Here is a 14,728-nt window from a genome sequence, read left to right on the forward strand (position 1 = left end):
CCGCCATGTCAGGCCGAGACCTGTTCTGTCAGCCCCGCCGTTTCGGCCGCGGGGCCGCCCTGACATTGGTGTTCGCGAGCGTCCTCGTCGCCGGTGCGGCGACCGGCTCGCTGCCGCAGGAACTGGGCGGCGGGCGCAGGAGCGCGGGCGCCGCGGGCAGTGTGACCCCCTCCACCGCCCCCGCCGGACACTTCGAGGACGTGACGCGGGCCGCCGAGGAGGCCGCAGCCGACGGCAAGTCCCCGATGGAGGCCGCCGAGCGTGCCGTCAGCCGCAGCGGGGACCGTTGGGCGGCCGTCTACTCCGAGGGCGAGTACGAGGAGTTCGAGAAGTCCCTCGACGGCCGGTACACCGGCGTCGGCCTGGAGGCGCGGCGCGAGCGGGACGGCCGCATCGAGGTCACCAAGGTGCAGTCCGGCTCACCCGCCGCCGAAGCCGGACTCCGCGCGGGCGACTGGCTGAGCAGTGTCGACGGGCGGCCCGTGGACGGGCTCCCGGTCACCGACGTCGTCTCCTTACTGCGCGGCGACGCCAAGGACGCGTCCGCCGGCACCACCGTCCGGCTCGGTCTGCGGCGCGGCACGCGCGCGTGGAGCGAGACCCTGCGCCGGGCCCTGCTGTCCACGGACTCCGTCACCGTGCACCGGCTCGCCGACGGCATCACCGTCATCACCGTCGCCGCGTTCACCAAGGGCGTCGGCGACAGCGTGCGCACCGCCGTCCGCCGGGCGCCGGCCGACGCCGGGATCGTCCTGGATCTGCGCGGCAACTCCGGCGGCCTGGTCACCGAGGCCGTCACCGCCGCCTCCGCGTTCCTCGACGGCGGCCTCGTCGCCACCTACGACGTCGACGGCGAGCAGCGCGCGCTGCACGCCGAGGCCGGCGGCGACACCACCAGACCCCTGGTCGCGGTCGTCGACGGCGGCACGATGAGCGCGGCCGAGCTGCTCACCGGCGCCCTCCAGGACCGCGGTCGCGCGGTCGTCGTGGGCTCCCGCACCTTCGGCAAGGGCTCGGTCCAGATGCCGAACCGGCTGCCCGACGGCTCGGTCGCCGAGCTCACCGTCGGCCACTACCGCACCCCCGCCGGCCACAGCGTCGACGGCCACGGCATCACCCCTGACCTGGAAGCGGACACCGGGGCGCTGAAGCGCGCGGAGGCCGTGCTGAGCGGTCTCGGGGACGGTTCGTAATCGGCTTTCCCTCATACCCCTGCGAGGTGCGAAAATGGCGGGACTATGAGCAAGGGAATGTACGTACCGAAGGAGTCCCAGCCGAAGCAGGGTGGGGCGGCCGCGTCCGGCAAGGTCAAGGACGGCAAGCGGAAGATCGTCGCGCAGAACAAGAAGGCCCGGCACGACTACGCGATCATCGACGTCTACGAGGCCGGGCTCGTCCTCACCGGCACCGAGGTGAAGTCGCTGCGCCAGGGCCGGGCCTCGCTGACCGACGGCTTCGTCCAGATCGAGGGGAACGAGGCGTGGCTGCACGCCGCCCACATCCCCGAGTACAGCCAGGGCAGCTGGACCAACCACTCCGCGCGCCGCAAGCGCAAGCTGCTGCTGCACCGCGAGGAGATCGACAAGCTGGCGGTGAAGTCGGAGGAGACGGGCCACACGATCGTGCCCCTCGCCCTGTACTTCAAGGACGGCCGGGCGAAGGCCGAGATCGCGCTGGCGCGCGGCAAGAAGGAGTACGACAAGCGTCAGACCCTGCGCGAGAAGCAGGACCGCCGGGAGACGGACCGGGCGATCGCGGCGGCGAAGCGGAAGCAGCGGCACGCGTAGCCGCGGGGAATACGGTGGCATCGGTGTGCGTTGGTCACGTACGATGGCACAAGCACCCCACGGCGGGTGCGAAACCTCTTCGGAGGGCTTGAAAAATCAACATGGGGATGATCGGTTTCGACAGCGGCTGTTGAAGCAGGGGAAGCGTGTCGAGGAAGCGGCAATGATCTCGTAAACCATATGTCGCAAAAAATAATCGCCAATACCAAGAGCGATTCCCAGTCCTACGCCCTCGCTGCCTAATAAGCAGTGATGTAGGACCCTAAAGGGTGTCAGCCCGGGAGTGTTCCCGGCCCGGATCCTGGCATAATCTAGGGAACTAAACCATCTGGCCCGGTCACGGGGTCGGATGGGAAATCAAACAGTGACTGGGCCCGTCGGCGACTTGTTCGCGTGATCACCGGGGCCGAGAAAATCACAGCGAACTGCACACGGAGAAGCCCTGATTCTGCACCGTTGGACGCGGGTTCGATTCCCGCCATCTCCACTCATCCCATGTGAACAGAAGACCCCGCCCCTTTCGAGGAGCGGGGTCTTCTGCTGTGTACGACGACGTCGGCGCCTCATCCGAGGGTGCGGGGGGCCGTGCTCGCGCGGGGGGTCAGGTGGGGTGGGAGGAGGGTCGCCTGGGGGACCTGCTCGTTGTCCAGTTTTCGCATCAGGAGGTTCACCGCCTGCTCGCCGATCTCCGTGGACGGCAGGGCGATCGATGTGACGGGGACGCGGAGGGTGGAGGCGAGTTCGTCGGGGCAGATCGCCGTCACCGACAGGTCGCCGGGGATGCGCAGGCCGAGTTGCTCGAACGCGTCGATCAGGGGCTCCAGGATCGCCTCGTTGTGGACGACGACGCCCGTCAGCGCCGGCTGTTCGCGCAGGAGCTGCTCCGCGACGTGGCGGGCCGCGGCCGGGGTCGCCTCGCAGGGGTGGACCGCGGAGGCGAGGCCGGCGCGGTCTGCGGCCGCGGTGAAACCCTGGACCACGCGCTGGGCGAACGCCGTCGCGCGCACGTACACCTCCGGTGGTGAGCCGACGAGCCCCACCACCCGGTGCCCGAGCTGCGCCAGATGCTCCACGCACCGCTCGCCCGCCGCCCGGAAGTCGAGGTCGATGCAGGTCAGCCCGTCGGCCTCGAGCGGGAAACCGATCATCACGGACGGCCGGTCGAGGGAGCGCAGCAACGGCAGCCGCGGGTCGTGGAGTTGGACGTCCATCAGGATCAGCGCGTCGACCAGCGCCGTGTCCGCGACCCTGCGCAGACCTTCCTCGCCCTCCTCCTGGGTCAGCAGCAGGACGTCGTGGTCGTGCCGTCGGGCGGCCGTCACCACCGACACCGCGAACTGCATGACGACCGGGACGTGGATACCGGTCCGCAGGGGGACGACCAGCGCGAGCACGTTGGAGCGGCTGCTGGCCAGGGCGCGGGCGCCCGCGTGCGGGCGGTAGCCCAGCTCACGGGCGGCCTCCTCGACCCGCTTGCGGGTCTCCGCGGAGATCGGGCGTTTGCCGCTCAGCGCGTACGACACCGTGCTGGGGGAGACCCCGGCGTGCCGTGCCACATCGGTGATCTTCACCATCAGCCCGCCTCCACGCTCTCCAGTGTCAGGAACCCGGTGCCCGCCTTCGCCCGCACGACCCGGTCGCCGACCGCCAGCGCCCACGGCGCCGAGGGGTCGCTCGCGGACGCCCGGAGCGTGTCGCCCTCCCGGACGACGGTGAAGGTCACGTCCCCGACCCGTACCGTCACCTGGGCGCCGCGCTCCAGGCCGTAGGTGCGCAGGGTGACGCCGTCGGCGTGCGGGTAGTCCGGCCGGTCGGCGTGGGCGCCCACCGGGAGCACCGCGCCGGGCCGCACCAGCAGCGGCAGGCCGAGGAAGCCGTGCCGTTCCCGGATCCAGCGCGGCCCGGTCACCGTCCGGCCGGTCAGGTAGTGCGTCCATGTGCCGTCGGGGACGTAGTACGTCACCTCTCCCTCGTCGCTGAACACCGGCGCGACCAGCAGGTCGGGGCCGAGCATGTACTGCCGTTCCAGGTGCGCGCACCCGGGGTCGTCGGGGAACTCCAGGACCATCGCCCGCATCACCGGCACGCCCTCCTCGTGGGCGACGCGCGCGGCCTCGTACAGGTACGGCATGAGGCGCAGCTTCAGGCGGGTGAAGTGGCGCAGGACGTCCACCGCCTCCTCGTCGAACAGCCAGGGCACCCGGTAGGAGGAGCTGCCGTGCAGTCTGCTGTGGGAGGACAGCAGGCCGAAGGCCAGCCAGCGCTTGAAGAGGGACGGGGTGGGGGTGCCCTCGAAGCCGCCGATGTCGTGGCTCCAGAAGCCGAAGCCCGACAGACCCAGGGACAGGCCGCCGCGCAGCGACTCGGCCATCGACTCGTAGGTCGCCTCGCAGTCGCCGCCCCAGTGGACGGGGAACTGCTGGCTGCCGGTGGTCGCCGAGCGGGCGAAGACGACTGCCTCGCCCTCGCCGCGGTGTTTGCGCAGGACGTCGAACACGGTGCGGTTGTAGAGGTAGGTGTAGTAGTTGTGCATCCGCTCCGGGTCGGAGCCGTCCGCCCACGCCACGTCGACCGGGACGCGTTCGCCGAAGTCCGTCTTGAAGCAGTCGACGCCCTGCGCGAGCAGCGCCTCCAGTTTGGCCGCGTACCAGTCGCGGGCGGCGGGGCTGGTGAAGTCGACGAGGGCCATGCCGGGCTGCCACAGGTCCCACTGCCAGATGCTCCCGTCGGGCCTGCGCAGCAGATGCCCCAGCTCCCTGCCCTCCGCGAACAGCGGTGAGCGCTGCGCGATGTACGGGTTGATCCACACGCTGACGTGCAGGCCCTTCGCCTTCAGCCGGGCCAGCATGCCCTCCGGGTCGGGGAAGACACGGGGGTCCCAACGGAAGTCGCACCAGTTGAACTCCCGCATCCAGAAGCAGTCGAAGTGGAAGACGGAGAGGGGGAGTTCGCGTTCCCGCATGCCCTCGATGAACGACGTCACGGTCTCCTCGTCGTAGGAGGTGGTGAACGACGTGGACAGCCACAGGCCGAAGGACCAGGTCGGCGGGAGGGCGGGGCGGCCGGTGAGGGCGGTGTACCTGCGCAGGATGTCCTTCGGGGTGGGGCCGTGGATGACGTAGTACGTCAGCTCCTGTGTCTCGGCGCTGAACTGGACCTTGGACACCGTCTCCGAGCCGATCTCGAAGGAGACCTTGCCCGGGTGGTCGACGAAGACGCCGTAGCCCGCGTCCGTGAGGTAGAACGGCACGTTCTTGTAGGCCTGTTCGGTGGCGGTGCCGCCGTCGGCGTTCCAGATGTCGACGACCTGGCCGTTCTTCACCAGCGGTCCGAAGCGTTCACCGAGGCCGTAGACGGCGGTCCCCACGCCCAGGTTGAGCTGTTCGCGCAGGTAGTGGCCGCCGGTGCCGGCGTCCCGCATGATGCCCATGCCTTTGGGGCCGCTGGAGGTGAGCGTGCGGCCGTGCGCGAGGAACTCCACGTGCCAGGGCCCGGAGCGGGCGACCTTCACGGACAGCGCGCCGGACGTCAGCATCGCGTGGTCGTCGTCGTGGGCGAGCTGGGGGGTGGGGTCGGCGCCGGTGAGGTCGAAGGCGGGCTCGCGGGGGCGCTCGCCGGTGAAGTGGGTGAGGGTGAGGCCGATGACGTCGGGCATCGGGGTGTGCGCTCTGATCGTCATGACCGGTCCCGTCATCAGGTCGCCGCGGCTGCGGATGGGCCGGGTCGGCGCGTGGATCTCCAGGGCGCCGTCCGAGGCGGTGACGTCGAGGACCTCGGCGGGGTGGGCGGCGGTGACGCCCTCGCGCAGCAGCCAGTATCCGTCGGAGAACTTCATGGGCGGGGGTCCTTACTGCTCGGTCCTCACTACTTCACGGCGCCCACGGCGATGCCGCGGGTGAGCGTCCGCTGGAAGACGAGGAAGAAGACGAGGGCCGGGAGCACCCCGAGGAGGGCGGCCGCGTTGGTCATCGTGGCGTCCATCAGCCGCTGGCCCTGGAGGACGCCGAGGGCCACCGACACGGTCTGGTTGTCGTTGGAGACGAGCATGACCAGCGGCAGCAGGAACTCGTTCCAGGTCCAGATGAAGAAGAAGACGAGGAGCACGCCGATGGTGGGGCGGCTGACCGGGACGACGATCCGCCACAGCACCTGCCACTTGGTCGCGCCGTCGATGCGGGCGGCCTCGATGATCTCGCGCGGGAACCGGCCGAGGACGGAGGAGAGGAGATACGTGCCGAATGCCGACTGGATCACCGTGAAGACGATGATCACGCTGAGCCGGGTGTCGTACAGGCCGGCCTGCTTGCTCAGGTAGTAGAGCGGGTAGACCAGCGCCTCCTGCGGGAGCATGTTCGCCAGGACGAAGAAGGCCAGCACCCAGGTGCGGCCCTTGATCCGGCCGATGCCGATCGCGTACGCGGTCAGGATGGACAGGACGACCGCGAGCACCGCCACCGAGCCGCTGATGACGACCGAGTTGATCAGCTTCTGGGTGTAGTCCACCCGTTCCCAGAAGTCCTTCAGTCCGTCCAGGTAGAGGCCCTCGGGCAGGCTCAGCGGGCCGTTGCGGGAGTACTCCGCCGGGGACTTGACCGCGTTCACCGCCACGATCAGAAACGGGACGATCATGAACAGGGCGGCCAGGCAGAGGGCGATCAGGACCGGATAGCGGCGCAGGGCCCTCGTCATGTGCGCGCCCCTTCCTCGGCGTCCTCCGCGCGGGTCTGCAGTCTCAGGCCGATCAGGGACAGGGCCAGGATGATCACGGTCAGCACCGTGGAGATCGCGGCGCCGTAGCCGACCTGGGTCTTCTCGAAGAACGTGGTGAAGGAGAAGTACGAGGGGACGTCGGTCGCGCCGCCGGGGCCGCCCTTGGTCAGGACGTACACCGCGCCGAACACCTTCAGCGCGGCGATCGTGCACCAGGTCAGCACGACGTACAGCTCGGGGCGGATCTGCGGCAGTGTGATGTGCCGGAAGCGGCGCCACCAGCCGGCGCCGTCCAGCTCGGCGGCCTCGTGCAGCTGGGGGTCGACGCGTTGCAGGCCCGCCATGAAGACGACCAGCGGGAAGCCGAGCTGCACCCACACCATCACACCCATGACGCTGTAGAGCGCGACGTCGGGGTCGCCGAGCCAGTCCTGCCGCCACCCGCCGAGGCCGACCGCTTCGAGAAGCTCGTTGAGGGAGCCGTTGTCGGGAGCCAGGATCCAGCTCCAGACGATGCCCGCGACCGCGATCGGCAGCACCTGGGGCAGGTAGAAGCAGGCCCGCAGGACGGCGGCGATCCGGGAGCCGAAGTGCTTGCCGACGTAGTCGAACAGGGCGGCGGCCAGGACCAGTCCGACGGCCGTGGGGATCGCCGCCATCGCGACGACCATGAAGAGGCTGTGCCGGAACGACTCCCAGAACTCCGTGTCGTCGACCAGCTCCCGGTAGTTGGCGAGCCCGGACCACGACGGGCTGCCCACGCCCTGCCAGTCGGTGAAGCTCACGCCCGTGTTCATCAGGAACGGGACGACGATCACGGTGAGGAAGGCCAGGGCGCCGGGGAGGAGGAAGAGGGCGTAGGAGTCGCGCGGGGCTCCGGGGGCTCTGGGGGCGCGCGCCCTCATCGCTTCGGTGCGCCCTTGTCATAGGCCTTCTGGAGACTGCTGAGGTAGTCGTCGGGTTTCTCGCTGCCGGTGATCAGCTTCTGGGTCTCGGAGACCAGGACGTCGTAGAAGCCGGGGACCGGCCAGTCCGGGTAGAAGGCCAGGCCGTCGCGGCCGCTGACGGTGTTGAAGTGGGTGATCAGCTCCTTGGCCTTCGGGTCGGTGATGGCGGCCGGGTCCGCCGCGACGGGGACGCCGCCCTTGTTGCCCAGCAGGTTCTGGATCTTCTTCGACAGGGTGATGTCGATGAAGTCGTAGGCGAGCTCCTTGTTCTTCGCGCTCTTGGGGACGACCCAGAGGTTGCCGCCGGAGCCCGGGGTGAGGGTCGAGCCGGGCCACAGGGTGGTGCCCCAGTCGAAGGTCGCCTCGTCCTGGAAGCGGCCGTACCACCAGCTGCCGGAGAACAGGATCGGCGCCTTGCCCTGGAGGAAGGAGACGCCGGCGTCCTCGGCCTTGGCGCTCGTGGAGCTCTTGCCGACGTATCCCTTCTTCACCCAGTCGGCGAACGTCTCGGCGGCATAGGTCCAGGCCGCGTCGTGGAAGTCGGCCTTCTTGCCCTTGTACAGCTCGTAGGAGTCGACCCAGGAGCGGTCCGCCTTGGACAGGGCCAGCTGGTAGACGTACTGCTGGGCGAGGTACTCGGCGCCGGAGTTGGCGAGCGGCGTGATGTCGTTCTCGGTGAACTTCTTCATCGCGGCGACCAGGTCGTCGAACGTCTTCGGCTCGGCGATCTTGTACTTCGCGAACAGGTCCTTGTTGAAGTAGACCATCGTGTACTCGGCGTAGTCGGTCACGCCGTACCACTTGCCGGAGCCCATCACGCCGTCGGCGTCGTACTGGCTGGTGGTGCGCACGCCCGGGCTGAGCAGCTTGTCCCAGCCGCGTTTCGTCGCCGCGGCGGACAGGTCGGTGAGGAGGCCCTGCTTGGAGAGCAGGCCCGCCGTCGCGTTGCCCTTGTTGTACTCCATGAGGTCGGGCGCGTCGGAGGAGTTGAGGACCATCGGGGCGGTCTTCTGGATCTGCTCGAAGCTCTTCTCCTCGAACTTCACCTTCACACCCGGATGCGTGGCCTCGAACTCCTTGATCGCCTCCGTCCAGGCCACGCCCATCGCGCTGTTGGGGGCCTCGTAGTGCCACAGCCGCAGGGTCCCCGCGTCGGAGGAGCCGCCGCCGTCCGAGCCGCCGCAGGAGGCCAGGAGCAGGGATCCGGCGAGGACCGCCGCCGCACTCGCCACCACACGCCTTCGTGCCGTCAACATCCTGTACCTCCGGGGGAGTCGGATGGTGCTGGGGGCAGAACAGCCGTCACGCGGCGTTCGACGACTCGGTACGTCGACCTCGTTCGTCGTCGACCTCGTTCGTCGACCGGTTCGTCGAATCGATTCGATGCGTGACGTCGAAGCGCTTCGACGGGGAAGGTATGCGTCTGATGTGATCGCGTCAATGGGGCGCGGGGAAGGGGTGCGGGAACCGGCAGCCATGAGCGGGGTCGGTTAGGGGTGCCGAAAAGTGTCCGGCGCTTTTCCGGCCGGCGGCCGGGGAGGGGGTCGCCGTATCGCGGATAAAGCGGGCAATCCGCCGTCCCGTTGGAGTGAATTTTTCCGGCCATGCCTGAGACCTCGCTCGATCCCCTTGTCGACCGCGTCCCTTTGTCCGTCTGTGTCGTTGGTGTGATGAAAGGGGCTGGTCCCTCCGACCCTCGATGCCCTTCGGTGGGCCGGGAGTCGGGGTGGGGCGGCGAGAACGTGCCTCCGGCGAGCCGTCAAGGGGTTAAATCCGGCCATAGGCATGAACATGACTTCTGACCATAAATGACACATCGCGAACACAGGGCCCAAGCCTGCGCTAGATTCGTCGACCTGAGCGCAATGGGGTAAAAGGGGCGCAGGAGCCGGGTGGGGGCCTGGTTCCGCCGACGTGCGCTCGGGGTCGTAAGCGCACCCAGAACAGTTCCGTGGGGGGAAGTGCGCACGTGAAGAATTGGCGAGAAGACGCCCAACCGGAGTGGCCGGAGGTGGCGACGCCGACCCGGGACGTACCGGTCTCGGGGGCAGGATCCCAGAACTTTCCGGGGGCGCGGGGGCAATCCCTGACGTCCATGGCGGGAGAAAGTGGCGGATACCAGTCAGTGATGGATGTACCGCGTGAAAGCGGTCTGTTGTCGGGCCCCGAAACCTCGAACAGCATTTCCGAAAACGAACGGTCGAGCGATCTCCGGGATCCCTGGGGAGAGGAGCCCGGCGGGGCGGACGGCAAGGGGAACGATCCGGCCGAGGTGACGGTGCGGCTCGACCCCCTCAAGAAGGGGCGGGCCGACGGTCCCGAGGCCGGCGCGTCCGACGTCCCGGTGTTCGTCGACGAGTCGGGCCGACGCGGCCGGACGTTCCGCCGCATCGGCATCCTCGTGGGGACCGCGTGCGGGGCGTACGCCGTCGTCATCGTGGCCACGCTGCTGTCGGGCAACGCGGGCGCGCCCTGGCTGCCGGTACCGGTGCCGGGCGTCGCCGACGACGACAAGCCGGCGGCCGGCAAGGTCGACAGCCCGTCGGCGCCGGACGACTCCGTGAGCGAGCGACCTGGGGTGCCGGGCGCCGTGCTGCCGGGCGGCGCGGGCAACACCGCCCTGCCGTCCGGCGCGGTGCCGGGCAAGCCGGGGGCGAGCGCGGTGCCGGGCGCTTCGGCGAGCCCGGCGGCGTCGCCGGGCGGGGCGTCGCCGGCGGCCCGGCCCTCGGCGAGCGGGACGGCCCGGCCCAGCGCGGGGCCCACGGCCACGGCGTCCTCGACGCCCGGTCCGAGCAGCCCGGTGGTCGCCCCGCCTGCGTCCTCCCCGCCACCGCCCCCGGCATCCTCACCCGCCGCACCTCCCTCGCCCGCCGCCTCCCCCTCCCCGGCCGGAGGAACCACCACCACAGTCGCCAACGGCCCCCCGGACCCGACCCCGGCACCAACGGCGTCGGCGTCGACCTCGGCGGTCTGAGGAGCGAGGGGTTGGCAACCGCTCGTCGACGAGCGCGTATGAGGGTAGGAACGGTGCGTCGAGAAACGGCCGGCGGAGTTTCTGGCGCCGGTCGAATCGGGCCTGGGGGCATCGGCGAAAGGGCCCGAGGGTGGGCCGTTGGACGCCGGGCCCGGATGTCGGGCGCCAGGGCCGGGGGCACGCGACCGGGCTGGGGGCATGCAACCCGGCCGGGGGCACGCAACCCGGCCGGGGGCACGCAACCCCCGTAACCGGCGCCCCTCGAAGCGCTTCCGTCGTCTGACCCCGACGAGATGATCCTGGCTCGGCCGCTCGGCCCTCGCTGTGCGGCCTCTTTACCTGGCCCCCGGGACGAGAAGTCGTCTGCCCGACCCGGTGAGTTGATCTACAGCCCACTCCCTTCGCGCCGGGATTCCCGTTGCCTGACCCGTATGGGTCACCCTCTCCAGCCGCCCCACGGGGGCGCGATCGCACCGCCCGGCTCCCGCAGCCCAACCCGCCGGCAACGCCCAACAGCCACTGCCTGCTCGCACGGCCCACTCCCCGCACAAATGACTCCTCACCGCCCACCCTCGTCGCGCAAGGCGCGTGGCGAGCCGTTTTCGGAGATGCAGCTCTCATGGCACCACGTACCAGCCGGCGCTCGACCCGACGGGCCGCCGTCGGGCAGTCCGCGCATTCGTCGGGCGGTCAGGCCGCCCCCGTCCCCGCCCCCGGGTCCGACTCGTCTTCGGCGGGTGGTGGGCGGCGGGCCGGCCGGCGGTCGGGGGCGCGGCGCGGGCGGGCCGTGGGACACGGCGGCGGCGGGGCCGCGCACGGGGCGGCGCCGCCGCCCGAACGCAAGCGTCTGGTGCCGCTGCGACTGCGCCACCTGCTGCCCCTGCTCGTGCTCCTCGCGATGATGGCGATGCTGATGCTGCGCGGCTACGTGCACAGCGAGATCCTCGCCGACTACCGCATCCACCCCGAGGCCGCCGCCGACAAGGTGCCGAAGAAGATCCTCGACGGCGGCCCGGTCGTCGACACCCGTGGCGGCCGCCAGACCAGCCTCGACGTGCCGGATCACAAGATCGTGCTCACCTTCGACGACGGCCCCGACCCCAAGTGGACCCCCGAGGTCCTCGACGTCCTGAAGAAGCACCACGCGCACGCCGTCTTCTTCATCACCGGCACCATGGCCTCCCGCTATCCGGACCTGGTCCGGCGGATGGTGGACGAGGGGCACGAGATCGGGCTGCACACCTTCAACCACCCCGACCTGTCCTACCAGTCGAAGAAGCGCATCGACTGGGAACTCACCCAGAACCAGCTGGCCCTGGCGGGCGCGGCGGGCATCCGGACCTCCCTCTTCCGGCCGCCCTACTCCTCCACCGCCGACGCCCTCGACGACGCGTCCTGGCCGGTCACCGAGTACGTCGGCACCCGCGGCTACCTCACTGTCTTCACGACCGCCGACAGCGAGGACTGGCAGCGGCCGGGCGTGCGGCAGATCATCCGCAACGCCACGCCGCAGCACGGCGAGGGCGCGGTCGTCCTCATGCACGACTCCGGCGGCGACCGCCACCAGACGGTCCAGGCCCTCGACGCCTACCTCCCCGAACTCCAGGCGAAGCGCTACACGTTCGAGAACCTCACCGAGGCCCTGCGCGCCCCCAGCGCGCACACCCCGGTCACCGGGCTCGACCTGTGGAAGGGCAAGGCCTGGGTCTTCCTGGTCGAGGCCTCCGACGACATCACCGGCGTCCTCGTCGTCGGCCTCGCCGTCATCGGCGTCCTCGTCTTCGCCCGCTTCGGCCTGATGCTGCTGCTGTCCGCGATCCACACCCGCCGCACCCGCCGCAAGGGCTTCGTCTGGGGCCCCGACGCGCCCGTCACCGAACCCGCTTCGGTGCTCGTCCCGGCCTACAACGAGGCCAAGTGCATCGAGAACACGGTGCGTTCGCTGATGAAGAGCGAGCACCCGATCGAGATCCTCGTCATCGACGACGGCTCCAGCGACGGCACCGCCCGCATCGTCGAGGACCTGAACCTGCCCGGCGTCCGTGTCGTCCGCCAGCTCAACGCGGGCAAGCCCGCCGCGCTCAACCGGGGCATTGCCAACGCCCGGCACGACCTGATCGTGATGATGGACGGCGACACCGTCTTCGAGCCCTCCACGGTCCGTGAACTCGTCCAGCCCTTCGCGGACCCGAAGGTCGGCGCCGTCGCCGGCAACGCCAAGGTCGGCAACAAGGACACCCTCATCGGCGCCTGGCAGCACATCGAGTACGTGATGGGCTTCAACCTCGACCGCCGCATGTACGACGTCCTGCGCTGCATGCCCACCATCCCGGGGGCCGTCGGCGCGTTCCGCCGCAGCGCGCTGGACCGCGTCGGCGGCATGAGCGACGACACCCTCGCCGAGGACACCGACATCACCATGGCCATCCACCGGGACGGCTGGCATGTCGTGTACGCGGAGAAGGCGCGTGCCTGGACCGAGGCGCCCGAGTCCGTCCAGCAACTGTGGTCCCAGCGCTACCGCTGGTGCTACGGCACCATGCAGGCGATCTGGAAGCACCGTCGGGCGTTGGTCGAGCGGGGCCCCTCCGGGCGCTTCGGCCGCGTCGGCCTCCCTCTCGTCTCGCTCTTCATGGTCGTCGCCCCGCTCCTCGCCCCGCTCATCGACCTCTTCCTCGTCTACGGCCTGCTCTTCGGGCCGACCGGCAAGACCATCGCCGCCTGGTTCGGCGTCCTCGCCGTCCAGGCGGGCTGCGCGGCCTACGCCTTCGTCCTGGACCGCGAACGCCTCACCCCCCTCATCTCCCTCCCGCTCCAGCAACTCCTCTACCGCCAGCTGATGTACATCGTCCTGCTGCAGTCCTGGATCACCGCCCTCACCGGCGGCCGGCTGCGCTGGCAGAAACTGCGCCGCAAGGGCCAGGTGGCCGCACCCCCGGGCGCCCCGACGCCGGCCATGGACGGAGGAACGGCCCGATGAACACCCAACCCACGGACACCCAGCCCATGCCCGAAGCCGAGATCGAAACCGCGACCGGCACGGCAGCCGAGTACGAGACGAAGAACGAGACGCAGAACGAGACGCAGAACGAGTCCAAGAGCGGGAAGAAGCCGGGTGGCGGGCGTGACCGCTACTTCGATCTTCTCCGGGGCATCGCCCTCTTCCGTGTCGTCTTCTACCACCTGATGGGCTGGGCCTGGCTGCCCATCGTCTTCCCCTCCATGGGCGTGATGTTCGCCCTCGCCGGAAATCTCATGGCCCGCTCGCTGGCCAGACGCCCCGCGCTGGAAGTCGTACGGGGCCGGCTGCGCCGACTGCTGCCCCCGCTGTGGCTGCTGGGCGCGGTCGGCGTGACGGGCATGGCGGTGGCGGGCTGGAGTCCGGACGACGAGGGGCATCCCGGCTGGTGGTGGCTGCACCTCGGCTACTGGATCCTGCCGCTGAGCGACCCGCCGTACGGCGACGGCCTGCCCGGTGTGCAGGGGCTGATCGGCGACGACTGGGCCGTCGACATGGCCGTACCCCTCTGGTACATCCGCGCCTACCTGTGGTTCGTGCTGCTCTCCCCGCTTCTTCTGCGCGCCCTGCGCCGGCTGCCCTGGCCGACGATCCTCGCGCCGGTCGCGCTGTCCGCCGCCCTGGAGTTCGGGGCGCTGTCGGTGCCCAGTTGGCGGCTGGAGGCCAACCTCAGCGACTTCGGCGCGTTCGGCGCGTGCTGGCTGCTGGGCATGGCGCACCAGGAGGGCATCCTGCGCCGGCTGCCCCGCTACGTCGTCCCGTCGCTGGCGCCGGCGGTCGGCGGAGTCGGTCTCTGGTACGCCCTGGGTCACCACCTGAGGGAGGGCCACGACCTCGACGACATGCCGTTCGCGCAGTCCCTGTGGTCGTTCGCGGCGGTCCTGCTGCTTCTGCACATCAGTCCGTCCTGGACCGAGTGGCCGGCCCGGCTGCGCCGCTGGGACCGGCTGATCACCCTGCTCAACTCGCGTGCCGTGACGATCTACCTGTGGCACAACCTGTGCATCGGCATCGTGGAGGCCCTGTGGGACCGCCTGTGGGGCATCCCGTGGCTGGAGGTCAACACCCCCTGGGTCCTGGAGAGTCCGTGGCCGCAGCTGCCGTTCATCTGGCTCCTCACCGCGGCCTGCGTCGTCTGCTTCGGCTGGGTGGAGGACCTGGCGGCCCGCCGCAGGCCCCGGCTGTGGCCGGACGGCCGAGGGAGAGCGCGCCGCGCCTGAGGCGCGCCGTCCCTGTCGGGGAGATCGCCGGCGCGCGTGGGGTCGTAAAGGGCAGGTCAAAGCGTGTCGGC

At 70.1% G+C, this 14,728-nt stretch carries 10 protein-coding genes and 1 other RNA gene; 6 read left to right on the top strand and 5 right to left on the bottom strand.

Going from position 1 to position 14,728, the window contains the following annotated elements; genetic code table 11:
* Positions 1-5: 5 nt before the first annotated feature.
* The 3 genes from B5557_RS27135 (at position 6) to ssrA (ending at position 2,277) form a co-directional block, all read left to right on the top strand.
* Positions 6-1,193: a S41 family peptidase gene (locus B5557_RS27135; protein WP_079661908.1), complete on the top strand. Its 1,188-nt coding sequence runs from the start codon at positions 6-8 to the stop codon at positions 1,191-1,193.
* A gap of 45 nt (positions 1,194-1,238) precedes the next feature.
* Positions 1,239-1,787, top strand: coding sequence for an SsrA-binding protein SmpB (smpB, locus tag B5557_RS27140; protein WP_079661909.1), 549 nt, complete (start codon positions 1,239-1,241; stop codon positions 1,785-1,787).
* A gap of 103 nt (positions 1,788-1,890) precedes the next feature.
* Positions 1,891-2,277: a transfer-messenger RNA gene (gene ssrA, locus B5557_RS27145) on the top strand.
* A gap of 73 nt (positions 2,278-2,350) precedes the next feature.
* On the opposite strand, the gene B5557_RS27150 is transcribed toward ssrA, so the two are convergent.
* From B5557_RS27150 to B5557_RS27170, 5 genes are read right to left on the bottom strand one after another with little or no spacing between them, the layout of a single operon-like run.
* The gene (locus tag B5557_RS27150) at positions 2,351-3,361 is read right to left on the bottom strand and encodes a LacI family DNA-binding transcriptional regulator (RefSeq protein WP_173877741.1); all 1,011 of its coding nucleotides are present in this window, start codon (positions 3,359-3,361) and stop codon (positions 2,351-2,353) included.
* A complete protein-coding gene (gene yicI / locus B5557_RS27155) occupies positions 3,361-5,622 on the bottom strand; it encodes an alpha-xylosidase (protein WP_079661910.1) in 2,262 nt (753 codons plus the stop codon). Before yicI ends, B5557_RS27150 begins: the two co-directional genes overlap by 1 nt.
* A 29-nt stretch (positions 5,623-5,651) precedes the next feature.
* The gene (locus B5557_RS27160) at positions 5,652-6,476 is read right to left on the bottom strand and encodes a carbohydrate ABC transporter permease (protein ID WP_079661911.1); all 825 of its coding nucleotides are present in this window, start codon (positions 6,474-6,476) and stop codon (positions 5,652-5,654) included.
* Positions 6,473-7,402, bottom strand: coding sequence for a carbohydrate ABC transporter permease (locus B5557_RS27165; RefSeq protein WP_079661912.1), 930 nt, complete (start codon positions 7,400-7,402; stop codon positions 6,473-6,475). Before B5557_RS27165 ends, B5557_RS27160 begins: the two co-directional genes overlap by 4 nt.
* Positions 7,399-8,700 (bottom strand): extracellular solute-binding protein, encoded by a 1,302-nt coding sequence (locus tag B5557_RS27170; protein WP_079661913.1) that lies wholly within the window; start codon positions 8,698-8,700, stop codon positions 7,399-7,401. Before B5557_RS27170 ends, B5557_RS27165 begins: the two co-directional genes overlap by 4 nt.
* A 1,022-nt stretch (positions 8,701-9,722) precedes the next feature.
* On the opposite strand from B5557_RS27170, the gene B5557_RS27175 reads away from it, so the two are divergent.
* The 3 genes from B5557_RS27175 to B5557_RS27185 all read left to right on the top strand — a co-directional run bounded on the left by B5557_RS27175 (position 9,723) and on the right by B5557_RS27185 (position 14,657).
* A complete protein-coding gene (locus B5557_RS27175) occupies positions 9,723-10,418 on the top strand; it encodes a hypothetical protein (protein WP_159424434.1) in 696 nt (231 codons plus the stop codon).
* 898 nt (positions 10,419-11,316) lie between these two features.
* The gene (locus B5557_RS27180; protein ID WP_231976478.1) at positions 11,317-13,398 is read left to right on the top strand and encodes a bifunctional polysaccharide deacetylase/glycosyltransferase family 2 protein; all 2,082 of its coding nucleotides are present in this window, start codon (positions 11,317-11,319) and stop codon (positions 13,396-13,398) included.
* Complete coding sequence (locus tag B5557_RS27185; RefSeq protein WP_231976048.1) at positions 13,395-14,657, top strand: acyltransferase family protein; 1,263 nt, start codon at positions 13,395-13,397, stop codon at positions 14,655-14,657. The genes B5557_RS27180 and B5557_RS27185 overlap by 4 nt, the downstream gene beginning before the upstream one ends.
* Positions 14,658-14,728: the final 71 nt, after the last annotated feature.

The organism is Streptomyces sp. 3214.6 (assembly GCF_900129855.1).
Classification (GTDB): Bacteria; Actinomycetota; Actinomycetes; order Streptomycetales; family Streptomycetaceae; genus Streptomyces; species Streptomyces soliscabiei.

Excerpts from the sequence above, each read along its gene's own strand:
- yicI (WP_079661910.1), bottom strand. The coding sequence starts at position 5,622 with ATGAAGTTCTCCGACGGATACTGGCTGCTGCGCGAGGGCGTCACCGCC.
- B5557_RS27170 (WP_079661913.1), bottom strand. The coding sequence starts at position 8,700 with ATGTTGACGGCACGAAGGCGTGTGGTGGCGAGTGCGGCGGCGGTCCTC.
- B5557_RS27180 (WP_231976478.1), top strand. The coding sequence starts at position 11,317 with ATGATGGCGATGCTGATGCTGCGCGGCTACGTGCACAGCGAGATCCTC.
- B5557_RS27185 (WP_231976048.1), top strand. The coding sequence starts at position 13,395 with ATGAACACCCAACCCACGGACACCCAGCCCATGCCCGAAGCCGAGATC.
- B5557_RS27150 (WP_173877741.1), bottom strand. The coding sequence starts at position 3,361 with ATGGTGAAGATCACCGATGTGGCACGGCACGCCGGGGTCTCCCCCAGC.
- B5557_RS27165 (WP_079661912.1), bottom strand. The coding sequence starts at position 7,402 with ATGAGGGCGCGCGCCCCCAGAGCCCCCGGAGCCCCGCGCGACTCCTAC.
- B5557_RS27160 (WP_079661911.1), bottom strand. The coding sequence starts at position 6,476 with ATGACGAGGGCCCTGCGCCGCTATCCGGTCCTGATCGCCCTCTGCCTG.
- smpB (WP_079661909.1), top strand. The coding sequence starts at position 1,239 with ATGAGCAAGGGAATGTACGTACCGAAGGAGTCCCAGCCGAAGCAGGGT.
- B5557_RS27135 (WP_079661908.1), top strand. The coding sequence starts at position 6 with ATGTCAGGCCGAGACCTGTTCTGTCAGCCCCGCCGTTTCGGCCGCGGG.